The sequence below is a fragment of the Caulobacter henricii genome, from assembly GCF_001414055.1.
GTDB lineage: Bacteria > Pseudomonadota > Alphaproteobacteria > Caulobacterales > Caulobacteraceae > Caulobacter > Caulobacter henricii.
In genome coordinates this window covers 3,527,827-3,542,674 of record NZ_CP013002.1, presented here as the reverse complement: position 1 = coordinate 3,542,674, position 14,848 = coordinate 3,527,827, and the positions used below count along the sequence as shown (strand labels likewise).

Here is a 14,848-nt window from a genome sequence, read left to right as displayed (position 1 = left end):
GGGACTCCGGGTCTGGTGAAACGAGACAGTGAGGAGCCCAGGCGCGCGGCGATCTGCGTTCGAGCTCCCCGGTGGTTGCCCACCTCCAGCGCCAGTCACCCGAACGGGGCGGAAAATAAGGGGGAAGCCCGGGGAGTCAATCGCGCCTTGCGTGCGCCGCCGCTGCTCGGCTTCCCGGTCACCCCTTGAGGGAGGGTTCAGGTCTGGACCCCGCCCGACAGAACCGTGTTCAGGCTGGCCAGCAAGCCCTGGATGCTGACGGGCTTGGCCAGATGCAGGTCAGCGCCGGCATCCAGGCAGGCCTTGACCTGATGGGGCATGGCATTGGCGGTGAGGGAGATGATCGGGGTGCGCCGGGTGTTTAGCTGGCCTTCCCGGGCGCGGATCGCGGCTATGGCCGCCAGGCCGTCCAGGACCGGCATCTGGGTGTCCATCAGTACGACGTCAAAGGGGTTGCTATCAAAGGCCTCGATCGCCGCCTGGCCGTCGGCCGCCACGGTAACGTCTGCGACGTCCGCCAGCATCAGGCAGACCACCTGCTGGTTGGTGGGATGGTCTTCGGCCAGCAGCACCCGCAGCCGGGGTGCCTCGGCCCAGGCCGCCGAGGGGTCGAGGACTGGCTCCGGCGCCGGGGCCTGGCTGGCCGTCAGTGGGGCATGAAAGGTGAAGGTGGCCCCGGCCCCGGGCCGGGCGGTGCAAACGATATCGCCGCCCATCAACCGGGCCAGCCGCCGGGCTATGGGCAAGCCCAGGCCGGTGCCGCCGACCTTGCGGGTCACCGAGCCGTCAGCCTGCTGGAAGCGTTCGAACAGCCGATCGCCGGTGGCGGGGTCGAAGCCTTCACCGCTGTCGCTGACCGTGACGGTCAGCCCCAGTCGTCCGTCGGACTGGAGCTGCGTCCCGGCCTGGATGGCAACCACACCCCGGGCGGTGAACTTGACCGCATTGCTGGTCAGGTTGGCGATGATCTGGCGCAGACGCAGGGCGTCGCCCGAGGCGTGATCGTGGAAGTCTTCGGCAAAGGTGAGCTGAAAGGTCAGGCCCTTGTTCTGGGCCACGGCCTCGAAGACGGCAACGGCGGCGCTGACCGCTTCGCGCAGATCCAGCGGCTCCTCGGCCAGATCCAGGGCCCCGGCCTCGATCTTCGACAGGTCCAGGATGTCGCTGAGCAGCAGGTTCAGCGTGCGCCCCGAATTGAGGATAACCGCCATCATCTCGCGCTGGGCCTCGTCCAGGGCGGTGCGGCTGAACACCTCGGCCATGCCGACCACGCCGTTGAGCGGTGTGCGGATCTCGTGGCTCATATTGGCCAGGAATTCGCTCTTGGCGATGCTGCCGGCTTCGGCCTTTTCAAGGGCCTGGGCCAGAGCGGCGGCGTTGGCCTTGCGCCCGGTGATGTCCTCGCAGATCACCAGCAGGTGGCGGCGACCATCCTCGCCCGAAACGGCGATCTTGCGGGTCTGTAGCCAGCGGCGGCCGTTGTGCGGCGTGTCCAGCGGCTCCTCGTCGATGGTGACCAGTTCGCCGCTCTCCACCACCTGACGGTCTACGGCGGCGAAGTAATCAGCCTGTTCGAGGGGGAAGAAGTCGTGGTCGTTCTTGCCCAGCAGGTCGGCGCGCGACAAGCCCAGCAGATCTTCGGCGGTCCGGTTGACCAGCAGGAAGCGGCCCGTATCGCCGTCCTTGATGAACAGCGCGGCCGGCACGTTCTCGATCACGGCGTCGAGGAAGGACTGAGCGGACCGGGCCTGTTCCTGGCCACGGCGCAGGTCGGTAATGTCGACACAGGTGGTTACAATGCCGCCCGAAGGCGTGCGACGGTTTTCAAAGCGCAGATGCTCGCCGAATTCCTCCCGAAACTCCTCGGCCATATCAAGCTTGCGGCGGGCCAACTGATGGGCGAGCCAAGCATCGGGCGCAGCAGACCCCTCGGGATAGCGCCCTGCGGCCAGTCCGGCGAGCAGCAGATCCTCGAACCGCGCCAGCGGCGTCAGCGCGATGCCCCAATTGGCCCACAGACGCGCATAGCGTGCGTTCCACATGAGGCACCGGTCATCGGCGTCGAACACCGCGAAACCGTTGGGCACCACATCAAGGGCGGCCTGCAGGGTAGCGGTCACAGTCGAGGTCTGGTCCAGAGCTCCGGCGATCATATGGCCTCAAACTGCGCGTGCAGCGGTAATCTGCGGTGCCTAGGATTTAGACCGACTCGGCTAGCGGCGGCCTTGCGACGATTTGTCTCGTGGGGTGAGGAGATGAAGTTCCTCTCCCTTTCTGGGGGCGGATGAAAAGGTCCAGCCTGACGCCTGCCAAGCCCGCGTCGTTCAGAGCTTAAGCGCCCCCCGCCCGCCCCCTCACCGCCTTGAACAACATCGCCATCTCGATGTGCGTATCCACATACCGCCGCTCGAACAGCCAGGTCAGCAGGGCGTCATAACAATCGTCGTAGTCGGCCTTGGTCACGCTTGCCGGCGCCTGTGCCTCGCGCACCAGCACCGCCCAGAGCGCCGGAGCCTCGGCGGCCAGGGCCGTGCAGACCTCGGCGACCTCGTCCTGGCTGTAGTCAGGCACCTGCCGTAAGCGGCCGGGATCCAGCGGCGGCCTTCGCGCGAACCCCACCGCCTAGCCCTCGGCCCGGGTCAGCTTCCAGCGGATCTTGGCCCCGACCTCGGGGCGGACCTGGCTCTTCAGCACGATCTGGCCGGCCTTGCGGGCCTGGCCGTGGTCGAAATGGGCCGAGGCGGCGATCTCGACGTCGACGGCGTCATTGCGCAGCCACCAGCCGACATTGGACGGCCCGCGGATCAGCACGCTCTTGCCGTCGCGGGCGATCGAGGCGCGGGCGTCTGGGTGGAGGTGGAAGCGGGCAGCGAAGGGCAGATAGCGGCGCGGGCCGGCGGCGTCGCCGGGGGCGATAGGGATCAGGCTGTCCTCGCCGCGCAGTTCGTCGTGGGTGATGTCCAGGAACAGCCGGCGGGCGTGCGAGAGGCCCAGGCGTCGCCAGCCGTCATGGACGACGTCCAGCCAGACCCCGTTCTCGGCGTCATGGCGCTTGATCTGGACATCGGTCGCGCCATCGACCAGCCAGGGGCCCAGGGCATGGGCACGGAAGCCTGACAGGGGCCGGCCGGCCGAGCCATCGCCGACCGACAGGGTCGAGGCGGCATCCGACAGGCGGAAGGCATGGGCACCCCCGGCCTCCGGGCTCCAGCCGCAGCTGGTGATCAGCCGGTCCTTGCCGCAGACGATCTCGATGGCGGCCGGCTGGGCGCAGGCGGCGCGACTCAGCACGCCGGTGGCCGGGATGCCGGCATCGGCCATGATCTGCAGACTGGCACCCTGCAGGCGCTCATAGCCGCTGTGGCTGGCCGAGAAGGGCGGGCGCGGACCGGCATCGTCATGGGCCAGGGCGGCGGCGATGCGGGTGGAGGGCACGGCCTCGCCGCCATGGAAGGCCGCCAGCTGACCATCGGCCAGGGTGAAGAACCGCGTCGCCGAGGCCAGCCGGTCGATGGCCCGGCTGACGGCTTCCGGCGACGGGCGGCCGCGCTGACCGAGGGCATCGTCGAGGGTCAGGAGGTCGAACAGCAGCTCCAGCCCGGCCTCGGGCGAGCGGCTGGCATGGCCCCCGTCGCCCAGCACGATCCGGTCGATCTCACGGGCAATGATCTTCAGGCCCTGGTCGATCAGGCGCTCGCCCGGCCGGTCGGCCAGGACACAGCCGGCAATGGTCACGGTCACGGCCCGTTCCAGGGTCCGGTCCGGGGCGTCGGAGGCCTTGAGCAGCTGGCGGGCCTGGCGGGCCAGGTCCAGGGTCAGGTCGGCGACCTCGGCGTCGGAGCCCTCGCTCGCCAGGGTGCGGGCGGCGCAGGCCAGGTGAAAAACCCGCCGCTCCAGGCATTCGCCGCTCCAGGAAAAGGCGTTCCAGCGGCCGAAGACCCGGCGCCAGTCGTCCAGCAGGCGCAGGGCGCGGCGGGCCCCGGCATTGTGGCCCTCCTGGCTGCCGGCGGCGACCAGATCAGGCAGCCAGTCGAAGCGGTGCAGGGCCAGGGCGAAGCGGCGCGAGGGGCTGGGGGTGTCGAACGGATCGCCGGCCTCGCCCAGGCGCAGGGCCCCGCCCGACAGGGTCATGATCCCGGCCAGGATCTTGCGGCCATGCTCGGGATCGACGGGACGCGGATCGTGGGGCCGGGCCGCCAGGCCGCCGGGCCGCGGCAGGGTGATCAGCAGCCGGTGCGGCGGCGAGCCGAACCATTCGCGTTCGACGTGCCGCTTGATGTTGGCCCCGATCGCCCGCGACAGGATCCCGCCGCGCGGAAGGGCGGGGAATCCTGAGAAGAGGCGCGCGATGCGTTCGGCCACCATCGGGGCGATCAGCCGCCCTTCAGTGCGCGGATATTGCCGGCATAGGCCTCGGGTCCGCCCTTGAACACCGCCGAGCCGGCGACCAGGGCCGTGGCCCCGGCGGCGACACATTGCGGGGCGGTAGCCGGGGTCACGCCGCCGTCGACCTCGATGATGATGTCCAGGCCCGCCCTGTCGACCATCTTGCGCAGGGCCTCGACCTTGCGCAGTTGGCCGGGAATGAAGCTCTGGCCGCCAAAGCCCGGATTGACCGACATGACCAGCAGCAGGTCGACGTCTTCCAGGATCCACTCGACATGGTCGATCGAGGTCGAGGGATTGAACACCACCCCGGCCTTGGCCCCCAGCTCGCGGATGCGCTTCAGCGAACGGTGCAGGTGCGGTCCGGCCTCGGGATGGATGCTGATGATGTCCGCCCCGGCGGCGCGGAAGGCTTCGAGATAGGGGTCTGCCGGGCTGATCATCAGGTGGACGTCAAAGGGGATACTGGCATGCGGCCGGATGGCTTTGACGATGTCAGGGCCCAGGGTGATGTTGGGCACGAAATGGCCGTCCATCACGTCGACATGCACCCAGTCGGCACCGGCCGCTTCGATGGCGGCGACCTCCTGGCCGAGCTTGGCAAAGTCGGAGGCGAGGATGGACGGGGCGATGAGCGGTGCGGCGGTCATGCCCTTGGCTTAACCGGGGTCGCCGCGTGGGACAAGCGAACGGATGGTCGCGCCCGCCAACTCAGTCCTGGCGGACAAACCGGGCTGCGAAAAAGCCGTCCTGGCCGCCTTCGAGATGATGGGGCAGCAGGCGAAGCGTACCGCGGGTCGTCAGGCTTGCGGCCGGCGAACCGGCCTCGCCCGCCGTGACCGGATCCAGGCGCATGTCGGGCCGGCGGGCCAGGAAGGCCTCGACCTGGGCCTCGCCCTCTTCGGGCTCCAGCGAGCAGACGCAATAGACCAGCCGGCCGCCGGGCCGGGTCCGGTCGGCGGCGGCGTCGAGCAGGCGGGCCTGAACGGCGGCGAGGCTGGCCACATCGCCGGGGCGAGCGGCCCACAGCACGTCGGGATGGCGACGGAAGGTACCGGTAGCCGAGCAGGGGGCATCGAGCAGGACGGCGTCGAAGGTCCGGGTATCGTCCCAGGCCCCGGCGTCGGCGGCCACGACCTCGGCGGTCAGGGCCATGCGGCGGAAATTGTCGGTCAGGCGCTCCAGCCGTGCGGCCGAGCGGTCGACGGCGGTGACCACGGCACCGGCCGCAGCCAGTTGCAGGCTCTTGCCGCCCGGCGCAGCGCAGAGGTCTACGGCGGTCTCGCCGGGCTTGACGTTCAGCAGGCGGGCGGGGATGGCAGCAGCGGCGTCCTGCACCCACCAGCCGCCCTCTTCAAAGCCCGGCCAGGCGGCGACGTCGCCCTTGCGGGCCAGGCGCAGGGTGCCGCCGGGCAGCACCTCGCCCTCAAGGCGTTCAGCCCAGGACTCGGCCAAGGCGGGGTCCTTCAGCGACAGGTCGGTGGCCGGCTCCTTGGCGATTTCCGAGGCGACGGCGCGGGCGGTCTCGACCCCCCAGGCGCTGGTCCAGCGCGAGATCAGCCAGGGCGGGGCCAGGTGCTCGGGATCGTCCGACGGCGGGCCGTCGCGCAGCAGGCCGCGCAGCACGGCATTGACCAGACCCTTGAACGGCCGGCTGGCCTTGTTGGCCCCGGCCAGTTCGACGCTGGTGGCGACGGCGGCAAAAGCCGGCACCTCGAGATAGAAGGCCTGGACGGCTCCCAGGCGCAGCAGGTTGCGCACGCGCGGCGGCGGCTCTCTCTGCAGCTTGGCTGAAAGGGCGCGGTCGATCGGTCCCAGGCGGCGCAGGGTGGCCATGGCCAGGGCGCGGGCAAAGGCGCGCTCGCGCGGTTCCAGGAAGCGGAAACCGTGGGCGGATGCGGCTTCGTCGAGGCCGCCGCGACGCGACAGGGCCGCGTCGATCAGGTTAAGCGCAGCTTCCCGGGCGGGGAGGCCGTCATTGAGTTCATGATTCACCGCCCCGCCGTGCCTTGTGACGCGACGGAGCGCAAGGGGCTTGGATGAATTGGCGCAGGGGTCGTGCTATGGAAGCGACATGTCCGAGCCCGAAAACACCCCGAATCCCGAGGCCCTGGGGGCCGCCCCCGACAAGGTCCTGACCCCCGCCGCCCTGCGCGCCCTTGAAGAAGCCGCTGCCCGCCGTGCCGCCGCTGAAGCGATGATCCTGGCCGACGAACAGGGCGGCCGCGACGGCCCCGAACCGACCCGGTTCGGCGACTGGGAACGCAAGGGCGTGGCGGTTGATTTCTGAGGCGCTCTACCGCCTGTGGCCCGCCAAGGCGTAGCACAGGCCGTCCACGAGGGCGGCGGGGGCGATCGGCTTGGCGATGGTGCCCGAAAAGGGCCCCGATGCTCCAAACGAGGTCGCGAGATCGGCGCTGAAGGCCAGGATGGGCGTATCCGCGTTTGGCCCAGCACCGTCGACGATGGCGCGAGCGGCCGCTTCTCCGCCCATGCCCGGCATCCGTATATCCATCAGGATCAGATCGAACAGTTGCTCGCGCGCCCGGCTGACGGCGACTTCACCGCAGTCGGCCTCGACCACCTCCAGTCCGACGCTTTCGCTGATCAGGCGCACGAGTTCCCGGTTGGTCTCGTTGTCGTCCACGATCAGAAGGCTGAGTCCGTGGATCGTGTCGGCGTCGTGTTTGTCGTGATCAGGATCGGGTTGCCTTTCGAGGTCGGCCTTTACCAGGGGCACCTCGAAGAAAAAGGTGCTGCCTTCACCCAGAACACTGGTGACGCCGATGACGCCGCCCATGGCCTCAACCAGCCCTTTGCAGATGGCGAGGCCAAGCCCTGTGCCGCCGTGCAGACGTGCGGTTGAGGCGTCCACCTGCGAGAATCGCTTGAACAGCCGATCAATGCGCTCTGCCGGTATGCCGCTGCCGGTATCGCGAACCTCAAAACGGAGGCGTTGATCCTGTGCGATCGGCGCGACGGAAACCGTTACGGAGCCCACGCCGGTGAACTTTACGGCATTGCTGATCAAGTTCAGCAAAACCTGCCGCAGCCGCGTGTCGTCGAGCAGCAGCGCTGCGTCTGGTGCCCGATCAATGTCGCAGATCAGCGCCAGCGCCTTTGCGGCGGCCTGGGGGGCCATAAGCCCGACTGAATTGGAAAGGAACTCGCCGAGCTGAACAGGGCGCAGTTCGATCTCCACCTGCCCCGCCTCAAGCTTGGAGAAATCCAGGATGTCGTTCACTTCCGTGAGCAGCGCGTCGGCGGCCTGACTAATGCGGGTGGCATAGTGGTGGCTTTGTGGATCATTCGCCAAGCAAGGCCTCAGCAACTCCGAGAATCCGATGATGCTGTTGAGGGGCGTGCGAAGCTCATGGCTTATATTGGCCATGAACTCTGATTTCACGGCGGCAGAAGCTTCAGCCTGGTCGCGTGCGGCTACCAAAAGGGTATTGGCTTCCTGGAGCTTTTCTTCGGCAATTTTCAGCGACGTGACGTCGCTGATCATGACATAGAAACCTTGGGTGTGCCCGGATGAATCAGTGTCCGGAATATAGTGGCTCAGGGTATGGCCGACATCTCCGGAATGTTTAACCAGGGTTCGAGAGAATGTTTGCCGTTCCCCTGCCAGTACGCCGCAAATGTGCTGTTCATTTTTCGCAAATAGTTCAGGGCCAAGAAGTTCAGGCAGCGTGATCTTGAGCATCTCGCCTGGAGAGATGCCAAACCAATCCGAATAGGCGGCGTTTGCAAACTGACAATGCAGTGTGCTGTCCCAATAGGCGACCAGACCCGGCAGATTGTCAGCCAAGGTGCGGATGAACCGCGACGTCGTCAGATGTTCGGTAATGTCCTGAAACGTGCCGACAATCGTGCTGATCGCGCCGCTTGCATCGCGAAGACAGGCACCGCGAGCGATCACTTGCCGCTCCGCGCCATCAGGCCGGTAGATCCGAGCCTCCAAGGCGTAATCGCGGCCCTCAGAGACCGCCCGCTGCACACAGTCGCTGAGTAACTTCGCATCTTCAGGAAGGTATCGGTCGAGCACCCCCTGCAGGGGCGGCGGCTCAACGCCGATCTCGTAGCCATGAATTCGGTAGACCTGATCCGACCAGGTGGTGCGATCGGTCGCCACATCCCATGACCAGGTCCCGACGCCCGCCATGTCCTCGGAAAGCTTGAGCATGATCGCCTGTTGGGCGGCCATGGCCGCGATACGCTCGTACAGGACGTGTTGCGCCCTGGCCGCGTCAGCCACGGCAGAAGCCAGCCTTTGCTCGGCCTCCTTACGCTCGCTGATGTCGCGCGTGACCTTGGCAAACCCGGCAAGTCTATTCCCGTCGTGGATGGGCGTGATCACGACGCTGGCCCAGAAGCCGCTCCCGTCCTTGCGGACCTGCCAACCTTCGCACTCAGAGCGTCCCTGTCCCCGCGCCGTTTCGAGGGCTCTCTGAGGTTCGCCGCCAGCCTGGTCCTCAGCGGCGTAAAACATTGCGAAGTCACGGCCGATGGCTTCGTCGGGCCCGCAGCCCGTGAAGCGCTGAGCCCCGGCGTTCCAGCTGGTGACGACGCCGGCGGGGTCAAGCATGCAAATCGCATAGTCGGTCACGGCGTCGACGAGGATGCGATACTGTTGCTCGTCGACGGGGGGCAACGCGGATCGGACAGTGCCGAGTTTGCGGACCATGCAGAATATCCTGCCCTACCAGATGGGCCTCAACCGGAAGGGATAACGCCGGCGAACCGGTTAGGCGCCATGATCGACTGTGGGGCGCATTCGTTAAAAGGAAACGGCATTCGCTGTGTCAAATCGACGCGAGGTCGACCGGCGCCCAGTCCTTTTCACTTGGGCCGACCGCGATGCCCTGTCCCGCACGTGTTCGGAAATTCGCGGCGTCTTTCGTCGTCAGGGCTTCTGGCGCGGCCAGTATCGACTAACGTCGGGCTCTCACCCGAGGGAGGCTGTTGTCTTGCGTCTGTTCGCCCGGTTCTGCGCGGTGCTCGCCGCCGCCTTGCTATTCGCCGCGCCCCCGGTTCTGGCCAAGCCCGCCGCCAGGCCGCAACCGACCCTCACCGCCGGCGCGGTCGCCTCGCCGGACCGCTATGGAGCCCTGGCGGCTGAACAGATCCTGCAAGCCGGCGGCAATGCCGTGGACGCGGCGGTGGCCACGGCCTTTGCCCTGGCGGTGACCTATCCCGAGGCCGGCAATCTGGGTGGCGGCGGCTTCATGACCCTGCTGGTCGATGGCAAGCCCTATTTCCTCGACTATCGCGAGACCGCCCCCGCCGCCGCCCGGGCCGAGATGTTCCTCGGCCCCGATGGCGAGCCGGTGGCCGAGCTCAGCCAGTATGGCAATCTGGCCGTCGGCACGCCCGGCACGGTGCGCGGCATGGCCATGGCCCACCAGCGGTTCGGCAAGCTGCCCTGGGCCAGGGTGCTGGCCCCCGCCATCGGCTATGCCCGCGACGGCTTCCTGGTCACGCCACAGCTGATCGGCATTCTGGACGGCAGCCGCGGCCCTCTGGCCCCGACCAATTTCGAGGCTCATTTCGGCGGGCTGAAGGCCGGTGCGGTGTTCCGCCAGCCGGCCCTGGCCGACACCCTGACCCGCATCGCCAGGGACGGCGACAGGGCCTTTTACGAAGGCCAGACCGCCGACCTGATCGTCGCCCAGATGGGACGCGGCCCGGTGAAGGGCCTGATCACCCGGGCCGATCTGGCGGCCTACAGGGCGGTGTGGCGCGAGCCCCTGCAGGCCAACTGGCGCGGCTATCGGGTCATCACCGCCCCGCCGCCCAGCTCGGGCGGCATCGCCCTGATGCAGCTGCTGCTGATGAAGCAGCAGGCGGCCAGGCTGTTTGAAGGCGTGCCGCTGAACAGCCCACGCTACATGCATCTGGTCGCGGAGATCGAAAAGCGGGTCTTCGCCGACCGGGCCGAATATCTCGGCGATCCGGATTTCGTGAAGGTGCCGGTCGAGGCCCTGATCGCTCCGGCCTATCTGGCGGGGCGCGCCGGCCAGATCGACCCGGACAAGCCCTCGCCGACCCCCTCGGTGCAGCCGGGCCTGGAGCGGCCGCAGACCACCCATTTCTCGATCGTCGACAAATGGGGCAATGCCGTCTCCAACACCTATACGATCAACGGCTGGTTCGGCTCCGGCGTGGTGGTCGAGGGGGCGGGCTTCCTGCTCAACAACGAGATGGACGACTTCTCGGCCAAGCCCGGCGTGCCCAACATGTTCGGGGTGGTCGGCGGGTCGGCCAATGCCATCGCGCCCGGCAAGCGGCCCCTGTCGTCCATGACCCCGACCATCCTGACCCAGGATGGCCAGGTGGCCATGGTGATCGGCACGCCGGGCGGCTCGCGGATCTTCACCTCGGTCTTCCAGGTGCTGGCCAATGTCTATGATCACGGCCTGTCCTTGGCCGAGGCCCAGAAGCAGCAGCGCTTCCACCACCAGCTGCTTCCGAAGGACACGATCACCTTCGAGCCCTATGCCCCGGCCTCGGCCGAGCTGCGCCGGGGGCTGGAGGCCATGGGCTATGTCCTGGTCGCCCAGGACTATAACGGCGACATCGAAGCCATCCAGGTCCTGAACGGCACGCCGGTTCCGGTCGCCGATCCCCGGGCGCGCGGTGAGGCGAGGGTGGTGAAGTAGGCGGGCGAAAGATTCTCCCCCAGTGGGGGAGTATCTATTGATCAAACCCCGGCCATCTCCGCGATCACCTGCAGGGCCGCCGCGTGCGGATCGGCCGCCGCCGTGATCGGGCGGCCGCAGACCAGGTGGCTGGCGCCGGCGCGCAGGGCGTCTGCGGGGGTGGCGGCGCGGGCCTGGTCGTTCTTGGCGGACCAGTCGGGTCGCACGCCGGGGGTCACCACCAGGAAGTCAGGCCTTGAGGCGTCTTTGGCGATTTCGCGGGCGAGCGCCGCTTCATGTGGGCTGGACACCACCCCGTCGACCCCGCAGTCGATGGCCTGGCGGATGCGGCGCTCGACCAGGTCGCGAGCCCCGAAAGCATAGCCCATCTCGGTCAGATCGGCGTCGGTCAGGCTGGTCAGCACCGTCACCGCCAGGATCTTCAGATCCGAATCACCCCGGGCCAGCACGGCCGACCGCATGACCTGCGGCTCGGCATGGACGGTCAGCAGGTCGCAGCCCGCCCCGGCCAGCACCCGGGCCGAGCGCTCCACGGTCGCGCCGATATCGTGCAGTTTCCAGTCGAGGAAGACCGACTTGCCCTGGGCCTTCAGGGCCCGGGCCAGGCCCATGCCGTCGGTGGCCAGCAGTTCCAGCCCGATCTTGTAGAACGACACGGCATCACCCAGCCGCTCGACCATGGCCCGGGCCTCGTCGACGGTGGGCAGGTCCAGCGGGATGATCAGGCGCGGATCGGCGGTCATGGTCTTGCCCCGGGGTTGGCGCGCGCGGGGGTTCACCCTAGGAAAGGGCGGAAGCCGGCGCTTTGAAAAAGGTAAGGATGTCGAATGACCGAGGCCACACTTGCCGTCAACTTCTTCGTCGCCCTGTTTGCCCTGATCGACCCGATCGGCAATGTGCCGCTGTTCGCCGCCGCGACCCTGGGCGCGGCCGCCGCCGGCCGCCGGATGGTGGCGGTCTATATCGGCCTGTTCATGGTCGCCTTCCTGGTTTTCTTCTATTTTACCGGGGTCGGGCTGCTGGCCTTTTTCGGCATTTCGATGCCGGCTTTCCGCATCGCCGGCGGCATCATCCTGTTCATCCTTGGCTTGGACATGGTGCGTGACGACTTCACCACCATGTTCGCTGATGCGGCCGAGGGCATCGAGGGCCAGTCGGCGCGGGTCTATGCCAAGGCCCGCTTCGAGCGCCTGATCGTGCCCTTCGCCATGCCGCTGCTGATCGGGCCGGGCTCGATCTCGACCGTGATCATCTATGCCGCCGAGGCCAAGGAATTTGGCGCGGCCGGCATGGCCCTGGGGGTCAGCGTCATTGCGGCGGTCTCTGTGGTCACGGTGCTGACCTTCTGGGCCTCGCCCCTGATCAGCAAGGTCCTGGGCCGGATCGGCATGAGCATCGTCGTGCGGGTGCTGGGCCTGATCCTCTGCGCCCTGGCGGTGCAGTTCGTGCTGGTCGGGGTGGGCGATGCCACGCGCGGCCTGGTGCGCCAGGATGCGAAGGCACCTTACGCTGATGGGAAGTAGGGGAATTGGTTCAGACGCGCCGCGGAACCGGTGTCCACTCGAAGACAGCGGAATAGAGGTCATCCCAGCGTGGATTGTCGCGCTCTATGAGGTTGATCTTCCACTGACGTGGCCAGCGCTTGATGGAGGTCTCACGCTGAATGGCCTCGGTCATGAGATCGTGGATCTCGTACCAAACCAGCTGTTTGAGGCTATATTTCTTAGTGAAGCCGCGTAGTTGGCCTTCCCGATGCTGAACGATACGAGTGAAGAACTGGCCCGTGACGCCCGTATAGAGGGTGCCACGATAGCGATCAGTCATCATGTAGACCGCGATCCAGGCCTCGCGCGGTACCATGGTGCCTATGCTCCTGTTCTGCGAGAACATTAGCAGAACAAATTTCAGCCGTCATTCCCGCCCTTGTGGCGGGAAACCCTGGTTCAGTGGGCACGTGCAGTGCCAGCGAAGTGCGCGCGCACTTCGCCCCTGCCGCACCAGCGGCTGACAGAGGGTTTCCCGCCACAGGGGCGGGAATGACGGTGTGTATGGGGAAAGCGCGGCTCTGGTCATTGCAGAGCCGCCGAAACACCGAAGCACCTATTGGGGTGGGCGCAGCAGGCTGGCGCTTTCAAAAATGGCGCTTAGCACCAGCAAAACGAACGCGAGGCAGTTAAATGTCATAACCAGTCTGAAAAGGACTGGCTGCTTATCCTTTCGGAAAGCCATTCCCGTTCCAGAGGCCCGTCCCATCTTAAGGTCTTGTCGGATACGCCAACCCAGAAAAGCTGCCATACCGCAACAAGCGACCGGCCAAAACCAAGGCGGCATAGGCGTTTGTTCCCCTGTCGTGTGAAGGGTGATCGCCGTCGAGTGTCGCCTCAAACCTTCCTGAAGCGGTTGCCCTGGTTGGCCATCAGGGCCAGGGCCCAGTCGTCGGGCAGGATCTTGGCGATCGCGGCGATGGTCTTGTTGGGGGCACCGGGGACGCAGACCGGGCGGTTGGCCTCGACGGCCTCATAGCCCGAGGCGGCCACTTCATCGGCCCCCAGCCACAGCCATTCGGGCAGGGACTGGCTGACCTGGGCCCGGGTGCCGTTGACGTCGTGGAATTCCGAATAGGTGAAGCCCGGGCACAGGGCCGACACGTGCACGCCGGTGGCCAGGTTCTCCAGGTGCAGGCTCTGCGAGAACTTCACCAGGAAGCCCTTGGTGGCCGCATAGAGGGTGTGGCCCGCCGCACCGGGGACGAGGCCCGCCAGGGAGGCGACATTGACGATGCGGCCGAATTTCCGCTCGATCATGCCCGGCAGCACCTTGTGGCTCAGCTCGCAGACCGAGGTCAGCATGACCTGCAGGAACTTGCCCTGATCCGCCCAGCTGGTGGTGGCATAGGTGCCCGGCAGGCCATAGCCGGCATTGTTGACCAGCACGTCGACGACCCGGCCCTGGGCGACCACGCCGGCCAGGACGGCCTCGACTCCGGCCGGGTCGGCCAGGTCGGCGGGGATGGCATAGGCCTCGACCCCGAAGCGCAGGCGGATCTCGCCGGCCAGGGCCTCCAGCCGGTCGGCGCGGCGCGCGGTCAGGGCCACGTCATAGCCATGGCTGGCCAGGATGCGGGCAAAGGCGGCTCCGATGCCGGCGGAGGCACCGGTGATCAGGGCGAGACGGCGGGCCATGGAGCTCTATCCGATGCGAAAGCGAGGTTGGGCCGGAGACCAGCACGGCCGGCGATTTGGTTCAAGGCGGGGCAGGCCCGGCGGGCCCTAGGCCTGAGCGCCTGCCAGCAGATCGGCCACGGTGATCTGGGCCAGCCGGTCATGGGCGGCGGTATTGGCGGCGATGATGGCGGCGCTGACGGCGTCGGGGATCTTTTCACCGACCGGGCAGCCCTTGACCCCCGGCGGGGCCACGCCGAGGTGGGCGCAGCCGTGCACGGCCCGCAAGACCCGGTCCAGCGTGATGTCCTGCGGCGGCTGCAGCAGCCAGGCGCCGCCATTGGCACCGGCCCGGGCCCCGATCAGGCCGGCCTTGCCGAGCATGGCCGTCACCCGCCGCACGACGACGGGATTGGTCGGCACCGACGCGGCCAGTTCGACGCTCGCAACGGCGCGATCAGGCGAAAAGGCCTGCTTGTGCGCCAGATAGGCGAGGGCGTGAGCCGCTACGGGAAACTTTTGGCTGTCGGACATCTCGGCAGGAACCTAAGGACGATAGGCGAGCGTTCAATCAAAAACTCTCCACGGGCCGATTTGCCCGTAAAGACATTGAACGCCGCGTGACGATTGAACCCGGAT

13 protein-coding genes and 1 riboswitch are annotated in these 14,848 nt (G+C 67.3%); of the genes, 3 read left to right on the top strand and 10 right to left on the bottom strand.

From position 1 onward, the window contains the following. Positions 1-28: 28 nt before the first annotated feature. Positions 29-109, bottom strand: a riboswitch (ZMP/ZTP riboswitch). 88 nt (positions 110-197) lie between these two features. The 5 genes from AQ619_RS16645 to AQ619_RS16625 all read right to left on the bottom strand — a co-directional run bounded on the left by AQ619_RS16645 (position 198) and on the right by AQ619_RS16625 (position 6,381). Next, positions 198-2,153, bottom strand: coding sequence for a hybrid sensor histidine kinase/response regulator (locus AQ619_RS16645; RefSeq protein ID WP_062150267.1), 1,956 nt, complete (start codon positions 2,151-2,153; stop codon positions 198-200). A 178-nt stretch (positions 2,154-2,331) separates the two neighbouring features. Further along, positions 2,332-2,571 carry a hypothetical protein gene (locus tag AQ619_RS16640; RefSeq protein WP_236849498.1) on the bottom strand — a complete coding sequence of 80 codons (240 nt, stop codon included), beginning with the start codon at positions 2,569-2,571 and terminating at the stop codon, positions 2,332-2,334. A 51-nt stretch (positions 2,572-2,622) separates the two neighbouring features. Beyond that, positions 2,623-4,365, bottom strand: a complete 1,743-nt coding sequence (locus tag AQ619_RS16635; RefSeq protein WP_062150262.1) for a heparinase II/III family protein — start codon at positions 4,363-4,365, stop codon at positions 2,623-2,625. Positions 4,366-4,373: 8 nt separating this feature from the next. Then, positions 4,374-5,036: a ribulose-phosphate 3-epimerase gene (gene rpe / locus AQ619_RS16630; protein WP_062150259.1), complete on the bottom strand. Its 663-nt coding sequence runs from the start codon at positions 5,034-5,036 to the stop codon at positions 4,374-4,376. Between the two features lie 61 nt (positions 5,037-5,097). Beyond that, positions 5,098-6,381, bottom strand: coding sequence for an RsmB/NOP family class I SAM-dependent RNA methyltransferase (locus AQ619_RS16625; protein WP_062150257.1), 1,284 nt, complete (start codon positions 6,379-6,381; stop codon positions 5,098-5,100). A gap of 79 nt (positions 6,382-6,460) precedes the next feature. On the opposite strand from AQ619_RS16625, the gene AQ619_RS16620 reads away from it, so the two are divergent. Then, a complete protein-coding gene (locus AQ619_RS16620) occupies positions 6,461-6,676 on the top strand; it encodes a DUF1674 domain-containing protein (protein ID WP_084746108.1) in 216 nt (71 codons plus the stop codon). A 6-nt stretch (positions 6,677-6,682) separates the two neighbouring features. Here AQ619_RS16620 and AQ619_RS16615 read toward each other — a convergent pair whose 3' ends face one another. Further along, complete coding sequence (locus AQ619_RS16615) at positions 6,683-9,073, bottom strand: PAS domain S-box protein (protein WP_062150252.1); 2,391 nt, start codon at positions 9,071-9,073, stop codon at positions 6,683-6,685. A 283-nt stretch (positions 9,074-9,356) separates the two neighbouring features. On the opposite strand from AQ619_RS16615, the gene ggt reads away from it, so the two are divergent. Further along, positions 9,357-11,048, top strand: a complete 1,692-nt coding sequence (ggt, locus tag AQ619_RS16610; RefSeq protein ID WP_062150249.1) for a gamma-glutamyltransferase — start codon at positions 9,357-9,359, stop codon at positions 11,046-11,048. A gap of 41 nt (positions 11,049-11,089) precedes the next feature. Here ggt and pyrF read toward each other — a convergent pair whose 3' ends face one another. Further along, positions 11,090-11,791: an orotidine-5'-phosphate decarboxylase gene (gene pyrF, locus AQ619_RS16605; RefSeq protein ID WP_062150246.1), complete on the bottom strand. Its 702-nt coding sequence runs from the start codon at positions 11,789-11,791 to the stop codon at positions 11,090-11,092. An 84-nt stretch (positions 11,792-11,875) separates the two neighbouring features. Between pyrF and AQ619_RS16600 the strand changes: the two genes are divergently transcribed. Then, a complete protein-coding gene (locus tag AQ619_RS16600; protein ID WP_062150243.1) occupies positions 11,876-12,571 on the top strand; it encodes a MarC family protein in 696 nt (231 codons plus the stop codon). A 10-nt stretch (positions 12,572-12,581) separates the two neighbouring features. Here AQ619_RS16600 and AQ619_RS16595 read toward each other — a convergent pair whose 3' ends face one another. From AQ619_RS16595 to AQ619_RS16585, 3 genes are all read right to left on the bottom strand, one after another. Continuing rightward, a complete protein-coding gene (locus tag AQ619_RS16595; protein WP_062150240.1) occupies positions 12,582-12,938 on the bottom strand; it encodes a GIY-YIG nuclease family protein in 357 nt (118 codons plus the stop codon). A gap of 491 nt (positions 12,939-13,429) precedes the next feature. Then, positions 13,430-14,230 carry an SDR family NAD(P)-dependent oxidoreductase gene (locus tag AQ619_RS16590; protein ID WP_062150235.1) on the bottom strand — a complete coding sequence of 267 codons (801 nt, stop codon included), beginning with the start codon at positions 14,228-14,230 and terminating at the stop codon, positions 13,430-13,432. An 87-nt stretch (positions 14,231-14,317) separates the two neighbouring features. Next, on the bottom strand, positions 14,318-14,743 hold the full coding sequence (locus AQ619_RS16585) for an Rrf2 family transcriptional regulator (protein ID WP_062150232.1): 426 nt from the start codon (positions 14,741-14,743) through the stop codon (positions 14,318-14,320). Positions 14,744-14,848: the final 105 nt, after the last annotated feature.

Coding starts and splice junctions, on each gene's coding strand:
- AQ619_RS16645 (WP_062150267.1), bottom strand. CDS start 2,153: ATGATCGCCGGAGCTCTGGACCAGACCTCGACTGTGACCGCTACCCTG.
- AQ619_RS16635 (WP_062150262.1), bottom strand. CDS start 4,365: ATGGTGGCCGAACGCATCGCGCGCCTCTTCTCAGGATTCCCCGCCCTT.
- rpe (WP_062150259.1), bottom strand. CDS start 5,036: ATGACCGCCGCACCGCTCATCGCCCCGTCCATCCTCGCCTCCGACTTT.
- AQ619_RS16620 (WP_084746108.1), top strand. CDS start 6,461: ATGTCCGAGCCCGAAAACACCCCGAATCCCGAGGCCCTGGGGGCCGCC.
- AQ619_RS16615 (WP_062150252.1), bottom strand. CDS start 9,073: ATGGTCCGCAAACTCGGCACTGTCCGATCCGCGTTGCCCCCCGTCGAC.
- pyrF (WP_062150246.1), bottom strand. CDS start 11,791: ATGACCGCCGATCCGCGCCTGATCATCCCGCTGGACCTGCCCACCGTC.
- AQ619_RS16600 (WP_062150243.1), top strand. CDS start 11,876: ATGACCGAGGCCACACTTGCCGTCAACTTCTTCGTCGCCCTGTTTGCC.
- AQ619_RS16595 (WP_062150240.1), bottom strand. CDS start 12,938: ATGTTCTCGCAGAACAGGAGCATAGGCACCATGGTACCGCGCGAGGCC.
- AQ619_RS16590 (WP_062150235.1), bottom strand. CDS start 14,230: ATGGCCCGCCGTCTCGCCCTGATCACCGGTGCCTCCGCCGGCATCGGA.
- AQ619_RS16585 (WP_062150232.1), bottom strand. CDS start 14,743: ATGTCCGACAGCCAAAAGTTTCCCGTAGCGGCTCACGCCCTCGCCTAT.